The sequence below is a fragment of the Methylobacter sp. S3L5C genome (assembly GCF_022788635.1).
In the GTDB taxonomy this organism is placed as follows: domain Bacteria; phylum Pseudomonadota; class Gammaproteobacteria; order Methylococcales; family Methylomonadaceae; genus Methylobacter_C.
On sequence record NZ_CP076024.1, the window covers coordinates 1,837,781 to 1,862,910 of the forward strand.

The 25,130-nt window shown below is 43.5% G+C and carries 20 protein-coding genes and 1 pseudogene; 14 read left to right on the plus strand and 7 right to left on the minus strand.

Translation table 11 applies throughout. The features are described 5' to 3' along the window. The first annotated feature begins 19 nt into the window (after positions 1-19). The 14 genes and pseudogenes from KKZ03_RS08390 to KKZ03_RS08460 all read left to right on the plus strand — a co-directional run bounded on the left by KKZ03_RS08390 (position 20) and on the right by KKZ03_RS08460 (position 13,329). Positions 20-1,545: pseudogene (locus KKZ03_RS08390) on the plus strand (IS3 family transposase). A gap of 78 nt (positions 1,546-1,623) precedes the next feature. Then, positions 1,624-2,853: a diguanylate cyclase domain-containing protein gene (locus KKZ03_RS21890; RefSeq protein WP_305852372.1), complete on the plus strand. Its 1,230-nt coding sequence runs from the start codon at positions 1,624-1,626 to the stop codon at positions 2,851-2,853. Between the two features lie 250 nt (positions 2,854-3,103). Next, complete coding sequence (locus KKZ03_RS08405; protein WP_243221051.1) at positions 3,104-3,799, plus strand: SDR family oxidoreductase; 696 nt, start codon at positions 3,104-3,106, stop codon at positions 3,797-3,799. A 281-nt stretch (positions 3,800-4,080) separates the two neighbouring features. Beyond that, positions 4,081-5,289 carry a zinc metallochaperone GTPase ZigA gene (gene zigA, locus KKZ03_RS08410; protein WP_243221052.1) on the plus strand — a complete coding sequence of 403 codons (1,209 nt, stop codon included), beginning with the start codon at positions 4,081-4,083 and terminating at the stop codon, positions 5,287-5,289. Further along, the gene (locus tag KKZ03_RS08415; protein ID WP_243221053.1) at positions 5,276-5,515 is read left to right on the plus strand and encodes a hypothetical protein; all 240 of its coding nucleotides are present in this window, start codon (positions 5,276-5,278) and stop codon (positions 5,513-5,515) included. Before zigA ends, KKZ03_RS08415 begins: the two co-directional genes overlap by 14 nt. A gap of 1 nt (position 5,516) precedes the next feature. After that, positions 5,517-6,302: a ZIP family metal transporter gene (locus KKZ03_RS08420; RefSeq protein WP_243221054.1), complete on the plus strand. Its 786-nt coding sequence runs from the start codon at positions 5,517-5,519 to the stop codon at positions 6,300-6,302. A gap of 8 nt (positions 6,303-6,310) precedes the next feature. Further along, positions 6,311-6,889, plus strand: coding sequence for a DUF1826 domain-containing protein (locus KKZ03_RS08425; RefSeq protein ID WP_243221055.1), 579 nt, complete (start codon positions 6,311-6,313; stop codon positions 6,887-6,889). A 64-nt stretch (positions 6,890-6,953) separates the two neighbouring features. Beyond that, entirely contained in the window at positions 6,954-7,457 is a 504-nt protein-coding gene (locus KKZ03_RS08430; RefSeq protein ID WP_243217091.1) for a transposase family protein, read from the plus strand. Next, positions 7,411-7,791, plus strand: coding sequence for a transposase family protein (locus KKZ03_RS08435; protein ID WP_243217090.1), 381 nt, complete (start codon positions 7,411-7,413; stop codon positions 7,789-7,791). Before KKZ03_RS08430 ends, KKZ03_RS08435 begins: the two co-directional genes overlap by 47 nt. Before the next feature lie 12 nt (positions 7,792-7,803). After that, on the plus strand, positions 7,804-7,914 hold the full coding sequence (locus tag KKZ03_RS08440) for a DUF1826 domain-containing protein (RefSeq protein WP_243221056.1): 111 nt from the start codon (positions 7,804-7,806) through the stop codon (positions 7,912-7,914). 54 nt (positions 7,915-7,968) lie between these two features. Further along, positions 7,969-8,958 carry a GTP-binding protein gene (locus tag KKZ03_RS08445; RefSeq protein ID WP_243221057.1) on the plus strand — a complete coding sequence of 330 codons (990 nt, stop codon included), beginning with the start codon at positions 7,969-7,971 and terminating at the stop codon, positions 8,956-8,958. A gap of 1 nt (position 8,959) precedes the next feature. Next, entirely contained in the window at positions 8,960-10,639 is a 1,680-nt protein-coding gene (locus KKZ03_RS08450; protein ID WP_243221058.1) for a formylmethanofuran dehydrogenase subunit A, read from the plus strand. 32 nt (positions 10,640-10,671) lie between these two features. Further along, positions 10,672-11,652, plus strand: a complete 981-nt coding sequence (locus KKZ03_RS08455) for a GTP-binding protein (protein ID WP_243221059.1) — start codon at positions 10,672-10,674, stop codon at positions 11,650-11,652. Positions 11,653-11,835: 183 nt separating this feature from the next. Next, positions 11,836-13,329: a hypothetical protein gene (locus KKZ03_RS08460; protein ID WP_243221060.1), complete on the plus strand. Its 1,494-nt coding sequence runs from the start codon at positions 11,836-11,838 to the stop codon at positions 13,327-13,329. A gap of 128 nt (positions 13,330-13,457) precedes the next feature. Here the strand turns inward: KKZ03_RS08460 and KKZ03_RS08465 are convergent, their stop codons facing one another. The 7 genes from KKZ03_RS08465 to KKZ03_RS08495 all read right to left on the minus strand — a co-directional run bounded on the left by KKZ03_RS08465 (position 13,458) and on the right by KKZ03_RS08495 (position 25,099). Then, positions 13,458-13,613 (minus strand): hypothetical protein, encoded by a 156-nt coding sequence (locus KKZ03_RS08465; RefSeq protein WP_243221061.1) that lies wholly within the window; start codon positions 13,611-13,613, stop codon positions 13,458-13,460. Between the two features lie 155 nt (positions 13,614-13,768). Then, positions 13,769-16,429, minus strand: a complete 2,661-nt coding sequence (locus KKZ03_RS08470; RefSeq protein ID WP_243221062.1) for a nitrate reductase — start codon at positions 16,427-16,429, stop codon at positions 13,769-13,771. A 162-nt stretch (positions 16,430-16,591) separates the two neighbouring features. Next, complete coding sequence (locus KKZ03_RS08475) at positions 16,592-17,815, minus strand: NAD(P)/FAD-dependent oxidoreductase (RefSeq protein ID WP_243221063.1); 1,224 nt, start codon at positions 17,813-17,815, stop codon at positions 16,592-16,594. A 1-nt stretch (position 17,816) separates the two neighbouring features. Then, the gene (locus KKZ03_RS08480) at positions 17,817-18,722 is read right to left on the minus strand and encodes a D-hexose-6-phosphate mutarotase (RefSeq protein ID WP_243221064.1); all 906 of its coding nucleotides are present in this window, start codon (positions 18,720-18,722) and stop codon (positions 17,817-17,819) included. Between the two features lie 263 nt (positions 18,723-18,985). After that, complete coding sequence (gene glgX / locus KKZ03_RS08485; RefSeq protein WP_243221065.1) at positions 18,986-21,073, minus strand: glycogen debranching protein GlgX; 2,088 nt, start codon at positions 21,071-21,073, stop codon at positions 18,986-18,988. 285 nt (positions 21,074-21,358) lie between these two features. Next, positions 21,359-23,005: a sodium:proton antiporter NhaD gene (nhaD, locus tag KKZ03_RS08490; protein WP_243221066.1), complete on the minus strand. Its 1,647-nt coding sequence runs from the start codon at positions 23,003-23,005 to the stop codon at positions 21,359-21,361. Positions 23,006-23,365: 360 nt separating this feature from the next. Next, positions 23,366-25,099 (minus strand): bifunctional protein-serine/threonine kinase/phosphatase, encoded by a 1,734-nt coding sequence (locus tag KKZ03_RS08495; protein WP_243221067.1) that lies wholly within the window; start codon positions 25,097-25,099, stop codon positions 23,366-23,368. Positions 25,100-25,130 lie beyond the last annotated feature (31 nt).

The following is a 25,130-nucleotide window of genomic DNA, read 5'->3' on the forward strand; positions in this document are numbered from 1 at the left end:
ATAAAATTTGAGAGTAGAAATGAAAAAATATAAAAGGTATTCAGTAGGCTTCAGAGAGCAGGCCCTGGTAAAAGTATACAATCGTAGTAATGACCAATCAGTTCAGTCCGTCGCAAACGAATTGAATATCCATTTAACAACCTTGAAGGCTTGGATGAAACAGAAGGAACAGGACGTCAAACTTGCACCGCTAAAATCAAAGCGTCCCGAAGATTGGAGCTCTGAAGAACGCTTTACTGCTTTACAAAAAACCTATAATTTGATCGGTGAAGACTTAAATGCCTGGTGTCGTGAACGCGGCGTTTTTATTCATCAGTTGGAACAATGGAAAGCTGATTTCTGCCGCCAGGATGACTTAGTAGACAAGCGTGAAGAAGCGCGGGTCCTGCGTATATTGAAAGAAGAAGTCCAAAGCCTTGAGCGCAATTTATTGCGTAAAGACAAAGCCTTAGCAGAAGCCGCAGCGCTGTTGGTACTGCAAAAAAAGTTCCGGGCGCTCTTGGGGGGAGAGGTCGAATGACTGGCCACGAAGAGCGCGAACAAGTGATTGCTTTACTTAATGAATCAGTAACTGCGGGAGCACGTCAAGCTAAAGCCTGTGAAGTATTAGGACTTAGTGAGCGTACCTTACAACGCTGGCAGACAGGTGAGACGATTCACTGCGATCAACGCCCCTTGCGTGACTATCAACCGCCACACAAACTAACAGCAATCGAGCGTGCCGAGGTGCTGATCGTCGCTAATTCAGATGAATTTGGTCATCTGCCACCGAGTCAGATCGTGCCACGACTGGCCGACCAAGGTAGCTATCTGGCGTCTGAGTCGACCTTCTATCGCATCCTGCGCGAGGAAAAACAGCTTACCCATCGGCGTAGCGAACGTCCGGCTCAAACACGAACAAAGCCACGCGCGGCATGTGCTACAGCACCTAATCAACTGTACAGTTGGGACATTACTTATCTGCCATCACTGATCCGTGGACAGTTTTTCTATCTGTATCTATTTGTTGATATTTTCAGCCGAAAGATCGTCGGTTGGCAGGTGTATGAAGAAGAAAACAGCGCCTTGGCTGGCGAATTGTTACGTGATCTCTGTCATCGTGAAGGGATACAGGCAGAACAGCTTATCCTGCATTCTGACAACGGCAGTCCGATGAAGGGATCGACTATGCTGGCGACCTTGCAACAACTGGGTGTCATGCCTTCGTTTAGTCGGCCATCGGTTAGCAACGATAATCCGTACTCAGAATCGTTGTTTAAGACCTTGAAATATCGTCCTAACTATCCGCTAAAGCCGTTCGCCGATGTTACGGAAGCGCGTCAGTGGGTCACAAGCTTAGTGGAATGGTACAACCATGAGCATCGTCACAGCGCTATTCGGTTTATTACTCCAGCGCAACGCCATGAAGGCTTGGACGACAAGCTTCTGGATAACCGTAAAGTCGTCTACGAAGCAGCACGTGCTAAACATCCGCAACGCTGGACTGGAAGTTCCCGTAATTGGGAAAAAATCCAGACAGCCCACCTTAACCCAGACAAGGTCTAAACAAAAAAATGCTACCAAGGAAGTGATTATTTAGAAAACAAACCAGAGTAAGATTTAACCGTCGAGGCGACAACTACATTGACAATTACCGCCTGTGGCTATCACTCGCTTGATAGCGATGGCGTTTTCATTCGCATCAATGATACCGAGTTGCAATGGCTTGGATACGAGCGTGATGAGGTGATCGGTAAAATGAAATTTACCGATTTTATTAACGATGCCGGTAAAGCGCAGTTTTCGGATATGTACCCTCGTTTTATAGAAGAGGGACATATTGAAGATTTGGAATTTGATTTGATCTGTAAAAACGGAGATAACCGTCAAATCAGTCTAAGGGCACGCTCTATCAGGGATACTGAAGGGCGTTTTGTAATGAGTCTTACTGTTCTATACGATATTACCCAGCTTAAGAAAATTCAAAGTGAACTAAGTCTGTTAACTATTGAGCAACAAGTGATGCTGGATAGTGAATTAGTTGGCATTATAAAGTTAAGAAATAAACATATAGTCTGGATAAATACGGCAATGGAACGTATTTTTGGATATGACGCCGATGAATTGGATGGGTTACCGAGCAGTATTTTATTCCTGGATGATTGCTCCTTCGAAACATTTGAAGCGACTGCGGATGCCATTTTTAATACACAGAGTACTTACCGAACTCAATTGGAAATGCGAGCGAAGAGCGGAGAAAATATCTGGGTTGACATTAGTGGCGTGCAATTAGCCGATAATAGTGATGAATCAATGTGGATGATGTTAGATATTACGCTGATGAAGCAACATCAACATGAAGTTGAGCGAATGGCTTATCACGATATTTTGACCGGCTTGCCGAATCGATTGCTGGTTGCTGATCGACTGCAACAAGCGTTGGTTCAAGCAGAAAGGGCAAATCAGTCCGTCGCGGTTTGCTATCTGGATCTTGATGGCTTTAAGGCTGTTAACGATCGATTCGGTCATGCTGCCGGAGATAAGTTGCTAATTGAAATTGCTGGACGAATACAAGAATCAGTTCGAGCAAATGATACTGTCGGTCGTTTTGGTGGCGATGAGTTTGTATTGTTACTGACTAATATTAAAAATATCGATGAATATCAGTTTGTATTACAAAGAGTCATTGATGCGATCAACATACCTATTTTAATAGATGATGCTACTGAAGTCTCCGTAGGAGCCAGTATTGGTGTTACGCTATTTCCTTATGACCGCGATGATCCTGATAAACTGCTGCGGCACGCAGATCAAGCGATGTACCAAGCCAAAAAATCAGGGCGTAATCGTGTTTGTCTCTACGAAATAGTATAGTCAGGACATTACGTCGATCGCCCATTATCGGGTCTGTATCAGTCGTTGATTACTGCAAGGGAAGCAAAATAACTGTTAGATGATCTGCCAAAATATTTGCCCAAGTTGTTAATTTATCGACTTTAGGCTGATGTTATTCTCGTTCGAGATCTTCTGTATTTCGGCATTAACTTAAAATTTTTGCGATGTAAGCGTATTTAGGGTAAAACCGTAAGGGGTACTTTTGCCCTGGATAATTTTTGGAGAAAAAATGGCTACCGTATTAATTACCGGTGCAAATCGCGGCTTGGGATTTGAGTTTTGCAAACAATATGCCTCTGAAGGTTGGCGAGTATTAGCCTGTTGCAGAATGCCGGAAGCGGCATCCGAATTATTGAATCTTGCCGAACAATCTCCGCATGTTTCCATATTTGCTTTGGACGTGGGAAATTTTGAGCAAATTGAACAATTGGCTGCACAGCTTGAAGGTACTGCTATTGATGTGTTGGTTAATAATGCCGGGGTTTATGGCGATAGTAATGAACGGGGCTTTGGAAAGCTGGATTATGAAGCTTGGACTAAAACACTGGTCATCAACATACAGGCTCCAGTAAAAATGGCAGAAGCGTTTTTACCACATCTGCAACGAGGCGATAAAAAATTGCTGGTTGCGATCAGTAGTTTAATGGGCAGTATTGGCGATAATAGCAGTGGCGGTAGTGTTATTTACCGTTCCAGTAAAGCGGGGCTTAATGCGGTAATGAAAACCTTGGCGATTGGTCTTAAGGAGCAAGAAGTTGGTGTATTGATATTTCATCCGGGTTGGGTAAGAACCGATATGGGCGGCGAAAAGGCACCGCTTGAAGCCGTTGAGAGCGTTGCCGGAATGCGCCAAACCATCGCAGAATTTTTACCTGAACAGAGCGGTAGCTTTGTAAAATACGACGGCACTGCGCTACCTTGGTAAGGAATGTATCCGGCAAGCAGGCCATATATTGGTTGTTTGCCGAATAGACGTTCATAGCAGGCTAGTATACAGCTGTTTATGATTCGACCAGCTCACCAAGAATGTCTTAACCCCAGACGGTCACTGTTTTAAGTTGCTGGCCGTTAAAAAAATTTCCTAAAACACAGTCGTTAACGCTTTATCTTTAGTCCTGAAAAGTAAGAAAGCAGTTGTTATTTGTTATGTTATATTATAACATCTCAGTCAATGTAATAACCTTTTCTAACTGCTCACACTACTCAATGACTTCAAAATTATTACCAGTAACTGTTCTTTCCGGTTTTTTAGGCGCCGGAAAAACCACCCTGCTTAATCACATTCTCTCTAATCGCGAGGGCTTGAAAATAGCCGTTATCGTTAACGATATGAGCGAAATTAACATTGATGCCGCACTGGTAAAAAATGAAGTGACTCTTAATCGTGCTGAAGAAAAACTGGTGGAAATGAGCAATGGCTGTATCTGTTGCACATTACGCGAGGATTTGTTGGTGGAAGTCGGTAAATTGGCTAAAGCGGGGCGTTTCGATTATTTGTTGATTGAATCAACCGGTATTGCAGAGCCCATGCCGATCGCTGAAACGTTTACTTTTCGGGATGACGATGGTGTCAGTTTATCAGATATTGCCAGACTCGATACCATGGTGACAGTGGTTGATGCCGTTAATTTCATGCGTGATTATCTGGAAGCGCAATCACTAAAAGACATTAATGCCGAGTTGGGCATTGATGATGAACGCAATATCGCTGATTTACTGGCTGAGCAGGTTGAGTTTAGTAACGTTATTTTAATTTCAAAAGCCGATTTGGTCTGTAGTGATGAGCTTGATAATTTAGTCGCCATTCTTAAATCCCTGAACCGGGATGCCGAGATCATTCCTATGGTTATGGGTAACGCCCCACTGCATAAAATATTGAATACGGGTCGTTTTGATTTTGAACAAGCAGAGCAGGCATCGGGTTGGCTGCAAGAAATGCGTGGCAGCCATAAGCCTGAGACTGAAGAATACGGCATAGCCAGTTTTATTTATGCCGCCCGCCGGCCATTTCATCCAGAGCGTTTTTATGATTATTTATATCGTAGTGATTGGGATAACGGCACCTTACTACGCTCCAAAGGCTTTTTTTGGCTGGCCTCTCGGCCGGAGTGGGTAGGTAATTGGTCACAAGCTGGCGGCACCATGCAACATGGCTGTGCCGGTCGCTGGTGGGCATCGGTGCCGGAGGCCGAATGGCCCGAAGAGATGGTTGCTGACATTCAAGCCAGTTGGCAAATGCCTTTTGGCGACTGTCGGCAGGAACTGGTTTTTATTGGCCAAAATATCGATGCCGAGCAAACACGTAGGGAACTGGATCAATGTTTATTGAGTGATACAGAATTATCTGTTGGTCAAGAAGAATGGAAAACCTACCGGGATAGTTTTCCGGAATGGCTTGCTGATGAGCAATCCTGATTACATTATTCATATCACAGGCGCAGTCTTGCTGATGGTTTTGGGTTTGTTATGGCAGCGGATTGACAGCAAATATTTACAACGGATGGTATCCAATTTATTTGTTTTAGTATTGGGTATGTTATTAGTCGATGTGTTCGTGCATCTGTTACCTAATACGCTTGCTGACTTTATTTACAGGACACACAAGCATGCTGTTCCAGGAAATTTTCGGAGTGGCCAATAACATGAATCTTTCCTTTGAAGTAGTTGCGGGCGCTATTGGCGCAAGTTGTTTGGTTAGTCTTACCTCGATGAGTGGATTGTTTGCCTTATGGATTGAACCGGAGCGTCTTAAGCGCATTATTCCTTATCTGGTTGCCTTGGCGGTAGGTGTCTTGTTGGGTGATGCTTTTATTCATCTGATTCCTGATGCCGTTCAGCGTCAGGGTTCAATTTCTACAGTCTGTTTGACGGCATTGCTGGGTATGTTTTTATTCTTTGTACTGGAAAAACTGGTACGTTGGCGTCATGACCATAGGGTCAATTTATCTGATCAAAACATTGCTATTCGCCCGATTGCCAAGATGAATTTGATGGGTGATGCCGTGCATAATTTTGTCGATGGTATTTTAATAGGCGGTAGCTTTTTGGTGGATCCCGTGCTGGGTTTTACCACGACATTGGCGATTATTGCCCATGAGATTCCCCAAGAAATAGGCGATGTTGGAGCCTTGGTGTATGGCGGTTATTCTCCTGCTAAAGCAGTACTGTACAATTTTTATTGCTCGTTGAGTGTGGTAGTTGGTGCCGTTTTTGCCCTGTTATTCAGCCAGTTGGCCGAGTCATCGCTGGTCTTTTTATTGCCGATTGCTGCCGGAGGCTTTATCTATATTGCCGCTACCGACATGATACCGGCGTTGCATGAGCATTCTACGATACCCAATCTGATCGGGCAAACCACTATTTTCGGTTTGGGGATTGGCTTTATGCAGTCAATCATTATTCTTGAAAACACTTTATTGAGTCAATGAGGCCCACCATGGTTGCCAATCCAAAATATATTTTTATGCCCCGAAACGTACATGCCTTTCTTTCCCCTGAGATGGTTGATTTGTCGAATATTTACCAACCGGACATCAACATTTGTTTGGTTGAGCGAAACGTCGATAGTACCCTGGAGGCCTTTGTTAACAGACTTTTATTGACTAAAAAAGAAGTCAGTGTTGTGGAGAATTTAGAACCTGCAACATTTGATTTTTTTAAGCTGATTCCCCATGCCGGGGATTTGCCGGGTTATCGTACGTTTTGTCGAGACGTTGCGCGACTGGCGATAATATTTAGTGACTTATTTGATTTAAAACGGGTTGGTTTACGTTTACGAACTATGGATCATCCAATGTGTCCACGCTTTCATGTGGATTCGGTTACTTGTCGGCTGGTTTGCACCTATGGCGGTGTGGGTACCGAATGGCTGGAAAGCGCTTATGTTGATCGCAGTAAATTAGGTAAAAGATCTGCCGGATTTACAGACGAGCAATCAGGACTTATTTTAGATCCTAATGCCCTTTATATCATGCCTGCCTATGCAGTGGGATTATTAGACATCTTTCCTAAATAATTGACATAGAATTTGGCTTTGATAGGGTTAAAATAGCGATCTACCTCTGAAAACACGGATAGCCATGACTCCTTATGCCCAATTGCCAAGACACAAGCCTGAAGAATTTTTAAGGACTGTCGGCCTGTCACCAGAAGATTTTCTGCATCTTCACGGTAAGCTGGTGACTTACCTGGACGAACAAAAAGTCCTTAATCCACTGACTAGACGGGGACGAAAAGACTCCAAGATGGCTTTGGAAGACCGCTTGTTACTGACACTCTATTATCTTCGTCACTATCCGACGTTGATAAATCTGGCTGCGGTCTTCGACATCAGCGAATCGTATTGCCATAAAATCTATACTCGCACTGTAAGACTATTGATCAAAATCGAAAAACTGCCCAACCGCAAAGCACTGTTGGAAGATCCCGCAGCTACCGTGGTCATTGATGTTTCGGAGCAGCCTATCGAGCGCCCTGTTAAAAACCAGAAAGCGTACTTTTCAGGAAAAAAAACGCCACACGATCAAAGTCCAACTCGTGATCTGCCTATTGACGATGACTATACTCTCCGTAGTGATAGGTAAAGGTCAACAGCATGATTTTTCGATCTTCAAAGATAGCCGTCTATTGTTACATCCTGATGCCCTGTTGTTGGCGGATTCCGGATACCAAGGGATAAAGAAACACCATCAGAACTCGACTCTACCGGTTAAAAAGAAAAAAGGCCAACCGCTTTCGGCAGAAGACAAAGCCGATAATAAGGCACTATCAAAACAGCGTATTTTTATTGAGCATGTTAATCGCCGATGCAAAATTTTCAGGATTGCCAAAGATGTTTATCGGGGCAAACACAAGCATTACTCCTTGACATGGAATTTAGTGGCTGCTCTTGTTAACTTACGCTATGGCTGTATTTAGGAAAGATGTCTATTGAAAGGCAGTGCTTGGGAAGGTAATGAACAGCACGGCGCAGTCCACCGTTCGCCGCAGGTTAGTCAGGAATTGCCACGCCGGTTATTGTTAACGCTTGATTTTGGCTAGAAAACTCACGCGCGATGCGCACCAAATAATTTCTTATCACTTACAGGATTTTTAATGTTTGATCATAACCGCTCTACACCAGTCCCCGTCACGATTTTAACAGGTTTTTTAGGTGCAGGAAAAACGACTCTTCTAAATCGTATTCTGTCTGAGGAGCATAGTCACCGTATTGCCGTTATTGAAAATGAATTTGGCGAAGCCGGTATTGATAATGACTTGCTTATTCAGGGTAAGGAGCAAATCGTTGAAATGAACAATGGCTGTATTTGCTGCACTGTGCGCGGCGATTTGGTACGTATTTTGGGCGAGTTGGCCGAGAAACGTGATCAAGGCTTACTGCATTTTGAGCGGGTCATTATAGAAACGACAGGCTTGGCAGATCCTGCTCCAGTTGCGCAAACGTTTTTTGTTGAAGAAGAGATTAATGCATATTATTTGCTGGATGCGATTATTACTGTCGTAGATGCCAAGCATGCCCTTAAACAACTTGACGACAATCATGAGGCAGAAGAACAGGTTGGCTTTGCTGATCGATTATTGATATCCAAGACCGACTTGATAACACCGACAGAAGTCATTGAGTTGGAAACAAGATTACGTGCAATCAATGCCAGAGCACCTATCGCGCAGGTTCATTTTGGTAAAACCGATATTAGTGAAATTCTTGATATACGTGGCTTTAATCTTAATGCCATTTTAGATATTGAACCCGATTTTCTGGACGATGTCAGCCATGAGCATGATGCGGGTATATCATCGTTTGTGTACCGTACCGACAAGCCCTTGGACGCTGTTAAGTATATGGCCTTTATGGATATTATGATGCGTAAATATGGCAACGATTTATTGCGTTATAAGGGCATCATACATATTGCCGGTTGTGAAAAAAAGCTGATATGCCAAGGTGTACACATGCTTATGACAGAAGATCTTGGGACTGCTTGGCCAAAGAATGAAGCACGCGAGTCGGTGCTGGTATTTATTGGTCGTAATTTGCCCAAGCAAGAAATACATGACGCTTTAGATAGCTGTAGAATTATTTAAAATGTTAACACGCTTAAAAGGCGGGCAGCTATTCGATCCCGCACAAGGTTTAAATGGCACCGTTCAAGATCTGTATTATCGTGATGGCGTGCTTATTGCAATGCCCGATTTGGGAGCTGTGATTGACGTGGACTATGATGTCTCCGGTAAAGTCGTTATGGCCGGAGCAATTGATATTCATAGTCACATTGCTGGCGGCAATGTTAATACGGCACGCTTGTTACTGCCCGAACAACACCGAAATAGTATGGCTCGCAAGCTTGGACACGCGTTCAGTACCGCGCGTTGGTCAACTACGGAAACCGGTTATCGCTATGCAAAAATGGGTTATACCACGGTCGTTGAACCGGCTGTACTACCCGCTAATGCCTTGGATGCACATTTACAAATGGCTGATATTCCCATAATTGATACTGCAGGCCTTGCGATACTCGGCAACGATGATTTTTTATTGCGACTGTTACGTGCCAAAGCCTCTCAAAACCAGATTAACGATTATGTTGCCTGGACATTACAGGCTACATGCTGTCTGGGTCTAAAAGTTATTAACGCCGGTGGCGCCAATGCTTTTAAATCGAATATGCGCAGTTTTGATCTGGATGATATAGTGCCGGATTACGGTGTCAGTTCGCGGCACATTTTGCAAACGCTGCAACGTGCCGCCTGCGATATACAGTTGCCACATCCGGTACATGTGCATTGTAATAATTTAGGGATTGCCGGTAATGTCGATACTGCGATAGCCACCATGGAAGCAGCACAGGGTTTGCCCATGCACTTGGCGCATATTCAATTTTATGGCTATGGGGCGGAAGGGGCACGAGGTTTTTCATCAGCAGCGGCAAAATTAATTGATGGCTTTAACAAGCATCTTAATATCACTATGGATGTCGGCCAGATTTTGTTTGGCCAGACAGTGACTATTTCGGGTGATGTCATTGCCCAATATAGTCGACGTAATAACGCTACACCCAATAAATGGGTTATGTGGGATGCTGAAGGTGAGGGTAGTGGCGGCGTAGTACCTTATCGTTACAAGGAAAAAAGTTTTATTAATAGTCTGCAATGGCTGATTGGTTTGGAAGTTTTTTTGTTGGCCGAAGATCCCTGGCGTTTGTTCTTTACTACCGATCATCCCAACGGCGGGCCGTTTACGCGTTATCCACATTTAATCAGATTATTGATGGATTATGATTTTCGTCTTGAATGTATGGCCGGGTTAAATCAGGAAGCGGTTGCCATGAGCTTGCTAAAAGACTTGAAAAAAGAATTTACCCTCTATGAAATAGCTATTATGACCCGCACCGCAGCGGCACGTATGTTGGGATTACATGATCGTGGGCATTTAATGCCGGGTGGTATTGCTGATATTGCCGTATATTCTTTTAAAGATAATAAGGAAGAGATGTTTAGTGCTGCTGATCTGGTCTTTAACAATGGGGAATTAGTGGTGAAAAATGGCATAGTACAGACACCGCGTAACGGTACCACACAAACCATACAGGTGCCTTTTGATGCTAAAATCAAACGTGATATACAAGCTTACTACGATCGATTTTATAATCTGAGTCTGGATAATTTTAAGGTGGATGCCATTAGTTTCAGACAAACTGATAGCGAGCGTTTTGTCAGGCATAATGCCGGAGAACCTTATTTTGCAGGTCAGGCATCTCCAAAATGATGTTCTCTAAATACCTTTAATCGCTCAATATCATGAATCATTACAACTTATCTTCATCCGTTAAAGCGCTTGAACGGATCCCCGTGTTTATTATCAGCGGCTTTCTGGGTAGCGGTAAAACTACGCTACTTAATCAGTTGCTAACTCATGTACCGAGGTCTGCGGTTATTATTAATGAGTTTGGCGCTACCCCGATTGACCAACAATTACTGCGGGAGCATAAAATACCATTGTCGACGTTGGCAGGTGGCTGTTTATGCTGCCAGGTTAAAGGCTCGTTAACGCCGCTGCTTAAAAATCTGCGCATGGCCTGGGATTCCGGGAATACACCTTTCGATCGGGTGATCATTGAAACCAGCGGTGTTGCCAATCCGGAACCGATTCTGGATATTTTGTTAAGAGAGCGTTGGCTGTCCAAGCGCTATAGTTTGCAGGGCGTTATTAGTACCGTTTCAGCGATCATGGCTGAAGAGCATTTTGACTACTTTCCTGAAGCACGAGCGCAGCTTGCCTGGGCAGATACCGTGGTAATGACCCAAACAGACTTGGCAAACGCTCAACAAATTGAACGAATAAGCACGCGACTTGATCAGTTGGCTCCTGCGGCGAACCGACTGGTTGTTGTTCAAGGCGATATTGCCCCTGACGTGTTACTTGATTTTCCAAAAAAATTCAGACAACTGCGAAATTATAAATTATCTGATTTACCTGATCATGGCTTTAGCACTCTCTCTTTACAACTTGAACATCCGCTACCGTGGGAACGCGTACAAAAAGTATTGGACGACTTGATTACTCACTATCCCAGTCAGTTGGTGCGTGTTAAAGGCCTGATTTATACGCCGGAACAAAAAGAACCTTTGCTGGTACAAGCAACTTCGGGAAAAATTTATCCTCCCGCGAGACTGCCGATAAGAGCTTCTGATGACGGGATTGGCAGACTGGTTATTATTACTCGGGGCGAAGTCAGCGGTTTGGCAGAAGTGCTGATGGCAAAGTTACAGAGTATTTAAATAACTATCACTGTTCAGAAAACAGGCGTCTGTAAAGAATAGACGATCTATTAAATAAAAGATTATTAATCTCTAAAAAATACAGGTATAGCTACAAATTATATTTATTTTAAATATAATGAGTTAAAAGTAAATCTTATTACCTGCCTGTTGGTGATGTTTGGAGAGAGAGGATAATTAAATATGGAACCGAGATCGTCAAGTCAGGAGCTTCATCATGAGATTTTTGGTTCAATTCTGGATCGAGCCGAGATGACGCCCTATTTATTATTATCGGCTGATAATTATCAGACGGCGCTCAGGCAGGCGACCAAAATGATGAATAATCGCGGGTTTGATATTATTGGTAATGGTGAGCTTCAGGAAAGTGAGCAGAAGAGAGCCAAAGTTTATATTAACCGAACTTATAACTATTTTTTTAACTGGATGTTTGCTTTTGTCAAGCCGCAACTTGAAGGCCTTTTTGCCCTGGATTCCATCAACGCCGAACTCTACCGGGGCTGCCTACAAGCGATTGAGCAGGTAGAAGCTGTCCTTAATAATAAAGGCTTTCAGGACATAGTTCATGACGATCCGCGACACCTCTTTTTGCTGGCTTCTTCAAGAAAATATCCAGCGGTGTTTCATGGTTATCAGGGGGAAAACCGGGATGTTTCTCTGGAATGGCAGCAAACAGCCTGTTCCTTGTTAAAGATGGGTTACCTGATCAAGTCTATTGAAGAAGAAAGTCAGGATATTAATGATTATGCGCAATTAGGCTTTTTTCTGGAAACAGAACATCAAAGTCTTGATGATCTTTTTAATTATGACTGGGAAAATCCAAAGCATATTCCTGCCAGCGAATCGGCGCAAAATGCCTTTGTGAAAATATCCTCATTTTTTCATAAGCTAAAAGAATCTATAACGGTTGATGATGAACAAAACAGCTTTGTTTTTGATAGCGGTGATGGTGTTCGGGTTAATATCACTGAAATTAAAGCCAGATTAAAAAGTCCGGAAAGTATGGTGACCAAATTAGGTAAAGATTTGGAGGGAGAAGCTTATGATATCAGGGATATTCTGGCGATTACTTTTATACTGAAGGACAAGGATGATACGCTGAAACTGTTTCATGCCTTGCAAAAAAAAGGAGTCATTCTTCAGGAAAATACCAATTCTCAATCGATAACCCAAACACTGTTCGATGATCCGAAAAGCATGATAGAAGCGGTGCGACGATTAATGATTAGTCTTTCAAAAAGTGCGGGTTATGAAGAAAGTTCTACAGAACAGGATTTGCTCGCCAATGCAAAAACATTTTATGAGGCGCTGAGTATGAATGCAAAAAAAAACCAGCATTCCTCTTTAGGCCACCGGAAATTTCAATGCAAGATCAGTTTTTCATTACCGATCCATAGGGAAGCCGAAACTCATAAGATCATGATCCCCGGGACACCGATATATGCCCGAAGAAATCAGATTAATAAACAAACCCAGGAACATACTTTGGGTGTGGAGTTACGTATATCCGATGAAGAGAGCTGGCGTACCTCTGAGCAAAAAGGCGATTCGCATCATGATGCTTACAAATTCCGCCAGTTAATTTGGGTGATGAACAGGGTTTTAAAAAATGTTTTTCACCTGCCAAAAGAGAGTATTTCCCAGTTAAAAAAAGACCAGTCGATCCTTTTTTCTTAACACCTGTAGTCATTGATTAAGCCTGGCTCCCAAGCTTCAGCTTGGGAGCCAGTGTATGTAATAATGAAAGACCTGAACCATTTTTCTGCTGTTGTATTTCTTGGTTGGTGAGGCTACGCTTATCCACCCTACAGTTTTAATATTTTTAGTATCAAAAAATGCTTTTCTTCGTGTCTCGGCAATTGCTCCTGCATTGCTCTATCTCCTGCATCCATGCAGTCGTCGGTAACTGCTCCTGCGTTGCTCTCGATCGCTGTTCCAGACGCGATTCTACCTTCCGCCATCCATGGCTACGTACCTCCGGCATAATCCACAGGGATGTGGTGAATGCAGAGTTTGCAGGAGCAAATATCTGTCCATGCAGTCGTTCGTGGTGAAATCTTTTGCTTTTGTCTTTCGTAAACTCTTTTTGCCGGCAATCTTTTAAAGTTTTTCGGGCTTACAGCAACGCTTTAATTTCGGGTACACAGGATCCGCAGTTAGTACCTGCTTTAAGGCAAAGTCCCACTTCCTGATGAGTTTTCAGGTTTTTTTCCTTGATTGCCGCTTGTATGGTTTTTTCGCCGACATTAAAGCAGGCGCAGACGATAGTCCCGACATCAGGAACACCGACGGGTGGTCTGCCGGTTAGTAACGCCATTCGTTCCTGTGTTTCTAATTGCATCTTTGCAAAGAGACTGGTTAACCAACCGCGATCAGGAAGCGTGTTATCGGCAGCGATAAAAATAACGGTTTCCAACTGCCTATTAATAATTTGTGCGGCCCGGTAATTGCCCTTTGCCGAATCCTGGTATTCCTGCCATTGGGTATTTTCGGCGTTAGCACTACAGAGATTTTTTTGGACACTGCTACGCCAGTCTTCAGGCAAGCTAACTCCGGCCAGTTCATAACGGTAAAACTGTTCACCCTTGATTTTGACCTGATATTCTGACTCGGTAATAGTCAGTTCTCGCCGGGATAAAATAAAGCCCTGCCAGACAGGTTGATAAGCTTTGATTCGAGCCGGTGTGTGTTTGCTTTCCGGTTGTTTGGAAACCGGGTCAACAACCGGATTGACCAATACGCCCATACGTCCCTGACTGGCATATTGGTTTGTCCAGTGCATAGGCACAAACAAGTTGCCCTGTTGTTGGCTGTCGGTAACCTGCACACGCGCAATCATTGAGCCCCACAGGCTTTCGATAACGGCCAGGGTATTGGCTGGTAGATTATAGTGCTGTGCATCGACTGGATGGACTTCGACAAAAGGCTCGGGTTTGTGTTGATTTAATTTGGCAGCGATGGCAGTACGGGTCATGGTATGCCATTGATCACGCAGGCGGCCGGTGTTTAATATCAGCGGGTAATCTTTATCCGGCAGATTAACGGGAAGTTTGGGTTTTATGGCAATAAACTGTGCCTTACCCGATCGGGTAAAAAATTGTCCATCATCAAAAAAACGTGCTTTGCCTTGTGGATAAGCCTGATTTACCGGCCATTGAATGGGTTGCAGGCGCTCATAATCCTGCTGGCTGATTTTTGCAAATGCGGATATATCAAAATCACGCAAGCCTTGTTCGGCATTATTTTCAAAACCTGAAAGTGCGGCATGCTCACAAAAAATTTCGCTGGCATTTTGGTAATGGAAAGCTTTTTCAAAGCCCATACGCCTTGCAACTTGAGTGATAATCCACCAGTCCGGTTTGGCACTGCCTGCCGGACTAAATAGTGCGCGCTGGCGAGAAATACAGCGTTCGGAATTGGTGATGGTGCCGTCTTTTTCGCTCCAGCCTTGTGCCGGTAACAATACATGGGCCAATGCTGTGGTATCGGTATTGGCAATGCAATCCGAAACGACCACAAAATCACAGCGTTGCAAAGCTTGAGTGATTTTGTTGGCGTTAGGCATACTGACGGCGGGATTGGTACCCATGATCCACACGGCTTTTACTTTACCGTCGTAAATGGCATCAAACAAGTCGACAGCGGCAAGTCCGGGTTTCGTGGCAATAGTCTGCGTATCCCAAAATCGGGCCACACGATCTATATCGTCAGTACTGGAAAAATCCATGTGCGCGGCCAGTTGATGAGCCAATCCACCGACTTCACGGCCACCCATCGCGTTGGGTTGACCAGTTAGTGAAAATGGCCCCATGCCGGGCTTGCCAATTCTGCCGGTAGCAAGATGGCAATTGATAATGGCATTGACTTTGTCAGTGCCCGATGACGATTGATTGATGCCTTGACTGTAAAGGCTCATGACTTTTTCGTGGCTAGCAAACCATTGATAGAAGTGGTTCAAGTCTTCTACCTTTAAGTTGCATTGCGCAGCTATTTGTTCGATAGAATGACTGCTGTTGGTGGCGGCATTAAGGGCTTTTGAAAAACCTTCGGTATGGGCGTCGATGTAGGCCTGATTTAGCGTATTTTCCTGATGTAAGTAGTGTAGTAAGCCGTTAAACAAAACGCCGTCACTGCCGCTGGCGACCGGCAAATGCAGATCGGCAATGTCGCAAGTGGATGTGCGACGGGGATCAATTACCACGATTTTTAATGTGGGGTTGGCTTCTTTTGCCGCCCGTATACGCTGAAAACTAACCGGATGGCACCATGCCGCATTGGAGCCGATCAGAATAATCATTTCGGCCTGTTCATAATCATCATAGCAACCTGGCACGGTATCAGAGCCAAAAGCCCGCTTATGCCCGGCGACAGAAGAAGACATACATAAACGGCTATTGGTATCCATATTGCCGCTACCGATAAAACCTTTCATCAGTTTATTGGCGACATAATAGTCTTCGGTCAACAGTTGCCCCGAGCCATAAATAGCTACCGCATCAGGGCCGTATTGTTCAATCGTTTTGATAAAGGAGTTGGCAACCAGATCCAGTGCTTCAGTCCAGCTGGTGTCACGACCATAGGCTTGGGGGTTTAATAAGCGCCCTTCGAGTTCAATCGTTTCACCGAGTGCGGAACCTTTTGAGCAAAGACGACCAAAATTAGCCGGATGTGATGGATCGCCACTGATAGTAACCTGGTGATTTTTATCGCTGACTAGTGCGCTAATGCCGCAGCCTACACCGCAGTAAGGACAGGTGGTTTTTATGGTGTTCTTCATTAAAAATTCTCGTGGGGTGGGCAAAAAGCAGGTAAGCATTAATTGGAGCAATTTGCACAAATGAAGCGTTATAAGGTTTGCAACCCGGATCGGAACGTTTTTGAGCAAGACTATTCGTTACGCTTTTGTGTGATATGAAGTTTATCTTCGTTGTGAGATGCTTTAAGTCGATGCCAAGCAAGCTTTACCAAAAATCAGCCGGTCTCTTATTTCAGCAAGAGGCTCTTCTTTTTCCAGTAACTCTTGATACCAACTGCCATCGGTTGTATCGCCATAAAGCACGGCGCCGATCAGCTTGTCGCCTCTGATAACCAGTTTTTTATAGATGCCTAAAGCGGTATCGGTGAAATGAATGTTTTCGCAGCTTTCATCCCCCATGAAATCACCGACAGAAAATAAATTTATCCCCGTCACTTTAAGCTTGGTGGCAGTAGGCAAGGTTATATATTCGGCTACGCCATGGGCGCTTAAATGATTGGCACACACTTTTGCCTGTTCAAAAAGCGGTGCGACCAAGCCAAAGGTATCGCCGCGATGTTGGATACATTCACCTACCGCGTAAATGCTGGGGTCGTAGCTTTGCAAGGTATCATTGACCACGATGCCGCGTTCGCAATAAATGCCAGCTTCCTGAGCCAGAGTCATGTTGGGGCGCACGCCTATGGCCATAATAAACAGATCACAGGCGAGTTCGCTGCCATCTTCAAAACGAACGGCGGTGATGTGGCCATTTTTATCACCAAGTAATTGCTGTGTTTTGGCAGCCATCTTAAACTTTAAGTGCCGTTGTTCCAGTGCCTTTTGGAGCATTTTACCGGCTTGGGGATCCATTTGCCGATTAAGCAAAACGGCATTATTATGAATAACAGTCACATCCATGCCTCGGAGAGCCAGACCGTTAGCGGCTTCCAGGCCTAATAAGCCGCCACCCAGTACAACGGCTTTGTTGTGGCTTTTACTGTAACTCAACATTCTATTGACGTCGACAATATCACGGAAACTGATAACACCTTCCAGATCATTGCCGGGAATGGCAGGGATTACCGGTCTTGAGCCGGTAGCAATTAACAATCGGTCATAGGCAGCACTGGTTCCGTCCTGAGCATATACTTTTTTGGTGATTCGATTGATCCGGACTACCGATTTGTCGGAACCGGTATAAAGACAAATACCCTTGTCGGCATACCACTGACGATCATTAATAATAATGTCCTCAATAGTTTTTTCGCCGCACAGCACTGAAGACAGCATGATGCGATTGTAGTTACCGTAAGGTTCTGTACCAAATACGGTAATGTCGTATTTTTCAGGGGTTGCCGATAACAGTTCTTCAACCGTTCTTATGCCAGCCATACCATTACCTATAACAACTAATCGTTGCTTCATGTCAGTCCCGTGTAATTTTAAAATTTGTTAGTAAGCTATATTCGCTGCCCGGTAGAATTTCTAGCACATCCGTGTCTACATTGCCTGCTTCAAGGCAAATAAAATGTTGGTAATCATCAGGTTCCAGATCAGGAATTTTTGCCGATGTTGCTTCCCAAGGATTCCACACCACTGTTGTTTTATTACTGGTCGCGGTGATTTTAATTTGGCGCTTAAAACTGGAGTCATCAATAATCCATTTGTTTTGTGTTCCTGTGTAGATACGGTCAACTTCCTCTAAAAAAGTCACTGCACCTGATTGGCGCTTTTGTACGCTATCATCCAGTTTATCGAGATAGTCAGCGTCTTCCAGCCCTAAAATCTGCACTTGATTGATGTCACCAACTTGTAAGTACGCGTGGAGTGCCTGGGTAATCGAAAATGCTTTGTCACCGGTATTACGGGTTACCAATTTGAGCGTCAGTGTGTTTCCGACTAAAATTTCAAGATCAAGAGTAAATGGTTGTCGCCAATAGTTATTACTTTGAATGGTTTCCTGAAATTGTAATGTCACCTTTGTTTCGTTATCGGCCATTGCTGCCGTCGCTAAAATTGCCCACAGTCCATTACGAACAAAGCCATGATCGGGTCGATCCCTATCGTTGGGGTCGGGTCCAAACCACGGCCAACAAACCGGGATTCCGCCTCTGATTGCTTTGCCTTCTTCGTAATATGACTTTTGACTGAGAAATAGCAGATCTTCACATTCTGTTGTCGGTTGGAATGAAAGCACTTGAGCTGCATAGACAGAAATCAAAGCCGTCGCACCGTGATTACTAATCAGAATAAATGGTAAGCCACCGTTTCCCTTGACGAATTTTAGTTGGTCGGCGATTCCATAATCGATGTTTAATTGGTCAATATCCATGTTATTTATTTTGAAGCTATTGCAGGATAATTAAGCACATATTATACCAAGCTTAATATATTAGGAGAGGATAGAAGTAGTGAGTTAGTTTTATATTTAAAAAACAGATAGATAGGAGTTTTAATGGTGATGCCGATAATTAAGTAATAGCTAAAGCGGTAGGATAATTACCTATTGATATGCCGATTTTAGTTTCTTTGCCCCAAACTGGGGCAAAGAAACTAAAATATCAGAGGACGAATACTATCCCCAAGTTATAAATTTCAAAAATTAACATTTTCTAAAGCGACTACCGTTTTGCTATTGATTGAATAAAAATTTTTACCCAATGGTTTTTGATCCTGCGGAGAAACGATATCCTGAGGCGATGGTAAGGAAGTATCTACAGCCAGGCACCATTTTTTTCCCTTAATTGTGGGCAGTTCTATGGTAGCTATTTCATCTGACATATTCATGACAATATGCAGATCGGCTTCATTGTGGTCAATGCCGGCCAAGGTAAAAGCCAGGATTCTGGCGTCAGGATTATCCCATAATGGCTTGTTGATTTTGGTGCCATGCCATGAAATATCAGGCATGTTTTTTCCTTCGATGACGTTACCCGTTAAAAACCGTCTACGCATGATAGAGGGATGTCTTTTACGCAACGCGATCATGGATTTAACAAAACGTAAGATATCCACATTTTGGTTAACCATATTCCAGTCTATCCAGCTTAATTCGTTATCCTGGCAGTAACAATTATTATTACCTTGTTGGGAATGTAATATTTCATCACCTGCAAGTAACATCGGTACGCCCTGACTAAGAAGCAGAATAGAAAAAACATTTTTTGCCTGCTTTCTACGCAATGCCACAATAGCTGGTTTATTGGTATCGCCCTCAATGCCACAGTTGTAACTGATATTGTTGCTACAGCCATCCCGGTTATTTTCGCCGTTAGCTTCGTTATGTTTTTTGTTGTAACTAAACAAATCATGGAGAGTAAAGCCATCATGACAGGTCACAAAGTTGATACTGTTTATAGGTAATCTACCCTGTGGCTCATACAAATCGCTACTGCCACAGATACGCGTTGCCAGTTCATTTAACAAGCCTTTATCACCACAGACAAATTGGCGGATGATATCCCGATATCGGCCATTCCATTCAGCCCAGCGATAGCCGGGAAAACTACCCACTTGGTAAAGCCCTGCCGCATCCCAGGCTTCGGCAATTAACTTGGTTTTTAGTAATTGTTCTGAAAGTTCAATACCCCAGAGCACCGGAGGATCTTGCAGGACTTCGCCACTTTCTCCGCGAGCCATTGCACTGGCCAGATCGAAGCGAAAACCGTCGACATGCATTTCCCTTACCCAGTACTCAAGGCAACTGATGATAAAGCGGGCGACCAAGGGATGGTTGGCGTTTACCGTATTACCACAGCCGGTATAGTCTCGTAGAATACTTTTATCATACTGATCCAAATGATAAAAAGTCTTACCTCCTATGCCTCTAAAGTTAATAACCGGGCCGTCTGCACCCGCTTCTGCGGTATGGTTAAAAACCACATCCATAATGACACCCATGCCCGCTTTGTGCAGTGCTTTTACCAGATCTCTAAATTCCTGTGCATGAGTGCCCTGTTCAGGTGTTACGCAGTATCCCGGATGTGGGCTAAAAAAACTATGTGTACTGTATCCCCAGTAATTTTTTAAGCCCAGCTTGGCAGTTTTGTCAGGTACATCTTGCTCATCAAAAGCCATGACAGGCAATAACTCAACATGGGTAATACCCAAATCCTGAAGATAAGGGATTTTTTCAATCAGGCCTGAAAAAGTACCCGGATGGGTGACTTTTGATGAGGGATGTCGAGTAAAGCCACCGACATGCAGTTCATAAATAATGGCTTTTTCGCTTCTGATAGCCAGTGGTGTGTCACCTTCCCAGTCATATTTATCATCAATAACAGCACAACGCATGGAGGTGCGGCTGTTGTCGCCAGGTTGACAAGCGGCTTTACGGCTCCATTGTTTCTGACTGACTGCTCGCGCCCAGGGATCAACCAGATGCTTGTTTTTTTCAAAACGAAAACCGGAGTCACGGGCATGGCCTGGTCCGTCCATACGCCAGCTATACCAAGTACCTTCGGGTAATTTACTGACATAAATATGCCAGGAAAAAAAGGTTCGATTGACTTCTTTTTTTAACGGTATGATTTGAAAAGCTTCAACGCTATCGGAGCTATCAAATAGCAAGAGTTCTACTTCTTCAGCATAACGACTGAAAATGGAGAAATTAACCCCTTTGAGAGTAAATTTGGAACCCAATGGGTAGGTTTGCCCATGCCTTAATTTGTACTGTTGCTGCATGTTATCATCTCTTATTTTTGTAAATATCAGGCAATCTACGTTATTTTTAAAATAAAAGATTGCTTTGTTCCCGATTGAAAACAGGCGTTTTAAGGCTTTATGAGAATGACTTAAGTGTAAATTCGCCATTCGCCAAGCATTTTATAATAGCTACTATAATCTATAGTTGCGGTAGTAAAAGAATTATCTGCAATTATTACAGTTCCTGTAAGTGCAGGTCGTGTTTATAAAAGGCATTATCACTGCGGGGTTAAAAATCGCCTGTTTCGACCAGATAAAACCAAGCTAGAAATAGCGGCCATTAATAAGAAAGTGGGCAGCAATGCTACCGGCGTAACCCAAGGCGATAGCCGGAGTCCATTTTAAATGACTGGTAAAAGTGTAGATACCTTTGGCTTGCCCCATTAATCCTACACCGGCAGCCGATCCTACGGCTAACAAGCTACCTCCTACACCGGCGGTTAACGTTACCAACAACCACTGACCTTGAGAAATATCCGGTGCCATGGTCAGTACGGATAGCATAATTGTGCCATTATCAACAAATGCCGAGGCAATGCCTACCAGAATATTTGCTACGGTAGGATCAATGCTACCGTAAAGATGATGAGAAGCCATACCCAGATAACCGATGAAGCTTAAACCACCGACGCCCACCATGACACCGTAAAAAAATAATAAAGTATCCCATTCCAAGTTAGCGACTTTCTGGAAAATATCAAAAGGTAGTTCTTTTTCCAACTGTTGGTCTGTTTCTGCTTGTGGATTATTCATGTATTTCATGGGGGCGAAATAGTCAATTTTGACATCAGTTAAATCCACAGGGATTAATGTTGAATGGGATTCGCGGGTTTTTTGCAGATAATAACTGAAAAACTTTAAATAGGTTAATCCCAGCATCATGCCGGCGGCAGGTGGCAGGCTCAGGAAATTTTCAAAGCAAGCCGACGTTATAATGGTCAATATGAATAAAAAGATAATGACCCAGCCACCACGCTGCATAGTCTGAGCTTCCATTACCGCAGCTGGTCTTTCTTTTGGAATAAAGAAATGCATGATACCGGCAGGTATGACAAAATTGATAATGGCCGGGATCAACAATGAAAAGAAGTCCGTAAAGGGTACTACACCTTTTTGCCATACCAATAACGTAGTGATATCGCCGAAGGGGCTAAATGACCCACCGGCATTGGAGGCGACCACGACATTGATGCAAGATAAGGTAACAAAGCGTGGATTATCCTTGCCCATAGCCAAAATAACCGAACCCATCAATAATGCGGTAGTGAGATTATTGCAGCCAGCTGAAATAAAGAACGACTGGAAGCCGGTAATCCAGAATAATTGCCGATAAGTAAAATTCTTGCTTAACAACCAGATCCGCAGGCTATCGAATACCCCTCGATCTTCCATGGCATTCAGGTAAGTCATTGACACCATAATGAACAAAAACAGCTCTGCATAACTTTCCAGCGAAATGCGAAATGCCACGCCTGCCTGTTCGCTCATCCCATCACTGGCATAAACAGCAGCAATAAATATCCAGATCAGACTTGCTGCAAACACCATCGGTTTTGATTTTTTTAACTCGGTCACTTCCTCTGTCATAGCCAGAATATAGGCCACAGCAAAGACAATCAAGGCAAGATAACCTGCCCAATGCTGAGTCAAGTCAATGGATTTCGCAGGACTAACAATTTCCGTAAGCTCCGTTGCCCATGACAGGGAAGGTAAAAACAGAACTAAAAAAATGGCGCTGTATTTTAGGTGAAGTACTGGCTGTACTGTCTTAATGACTGAAGAAATCGTCAGCAATGGTTGTGTCTGGTCTTTAGTTTTAGCCAAGGTTAAGTGTGCATTGTTCGCTAACAATGTGTCACTTAATAAAATCAAGGTCCGGATAAAATGAGATAAAAACACGACAAGGTTCATTTGCGACTCTTAAAAATGTACAAGGTTAGTAAGAAGAAAATGGTTTCATACTAATTTAATGTGAATATTGTATTAGATATGGCTTGACGATGCTTAATAAATAAGGGATTAAGTGAACTATTGTTCATGGCCGTGATGTTGTGGTTATCTGAAAGTCGAGATTCGTCTTGCTGGTTTGTTAGATAATAGCGCATTCATAAAGTTTTTGAGGTTTTCCAAAAGTCGATTTTACTATGCCATTTTTTTTGATAAAACCAACAGTCCGTTACTTTCCTGCAAAAAAACTATAAAAACAGGTTATCCGTTTTCAAGTTAACCTGAAATTTGGCATCCTGTTTAGTTGGTTTGAAGTAATTTTATTTATGCTTGAACAAGCAAATACAGTAAAACCAGATTGGTTAATAATAGTATTACTGACAGGCATTTCCAAAATAACAAAGGATTTCGCTCTATCAATGGACTAAAGTTTTTGGTGTCTAGAAATCTTGGATTAGGTGTAGAGAGATCGTACAAGAATTCCGATAAATTATCGTAACGAGTATCCGGATTTATTGACGTGCCTTTTTTTAATGCGCCATCAATCCATATTGGAACCATAGCATTTTTATGAAAACTAGGTACATATTGAAGCTTCGCAAGATTAATGGCGTTAGGTTTTTCGGGCATATCCTGACCAAAAGGGAGTGCACCGTTAATCATTTCATAGCTAATAACGGCTAGTGAAAACAAGTCGGATTTGGTAGTTCCCCGCTGCCCCAATTGATATTCCGGGGCGCTATAGTTTAAGGTGCCAAGGATATTCTCCTCACTGTCATAATCGACCTGCGCTATTTCGGCTATTCCGGCAATTTTAACCGAGCCAAAATCGATGATTTTAACGATTCCCTGTTGATCAAGCATGATGTTTTCAGGCTTTAAATCCTGATGTAACATTTCCATGCGATGAAAAGCCCGGAGCCCTTTGGCGATTTGTTCTACTATTTTTCTGACCTCCCGGATATAAGGCTTAGGGTTGGCGACTAACCATTGTCTCAGGGTTTGGCCTTCGATAAATTCGGTAACATAATAAATACAGCTTTTTTGCCGGTCCGTAGTCAGCACTTTAAGGACATTTTCGTGATGAATACGTTTTCCTGCCCACTCTTCATGCAGAAAATGTTCTATGTAAAAGGTATCATCGTCAAAAAGTATTGACGGCGTTTTCAGGATGACGTGGCGCTTGTTTTTGGTATCAAATGCCCGATAGATTTGTGTGCGCTTGCTGGCGTGCAGTTCTGCCTTGATAAGGTAGTCATCAATGATCATGCCCGGTTCCAGGGGCGGAGGGAAAGGCAGGTTGGCATGGCGGCGAATAATTTCGTCTTCTTTGGCTTCCGGCAAGCTATCAATTCTGATCAATTGACAGGTCAGATTATCATCGCTTTTATGGATGATTGCCTGCTGCACGATGCCATTGGCAGCTTTGGTTAAATCAGCACTTTCCTGAAGCAGTTGTCTGATAGTTTTCTCATCGATAAAATCGTGTATCCCGTCCGTTGTCATTAAAAATAGATCGTTTTTTTCAAGGGGTAGCGATTTATAATCAACTTCCAGTCTGGGTTCAATACCCATGGCGCGGTTCAGATAGTTTTTGTCCTTGGAAACCCAAATGCGGTGATCACGGGTTATCTGCTCAAGCATGCCTTTGCGCAAACGATAAATTCTGGAATCACCAATATGGAAAATATGCGCAGTAGTTGATTTTACAATCAGGATACTGAGTGTACTAACCATGCCTTTACTGGAATCATAGCGGCTATGTCCCTGGCTATATAACCAGGAATTGGTTGCCGAGAGTATTTTTTGTCCGGCCTGTTTGACCGACCATGAATCGGGGGTGCTGTAGTAATCGCTCAAGAAACTGACCACACAACAATGGCTGGCTGCTTTGCCGGCATCACTACCGCTCATGCCATCGGCAATGGCGGCAGTAATACCTTTATAGACAAGCTGCGAATCTTGCGGTACCAATGAGCCAAAAAAATCTTCATTCTCCGTTTTAATGCCTTTGTCACTGGCATAGCCAATACTCACTTTGAGTTCAGGTGCAGTCATGTTTAAGTCAATATCAGTCGCTAACAAGCAT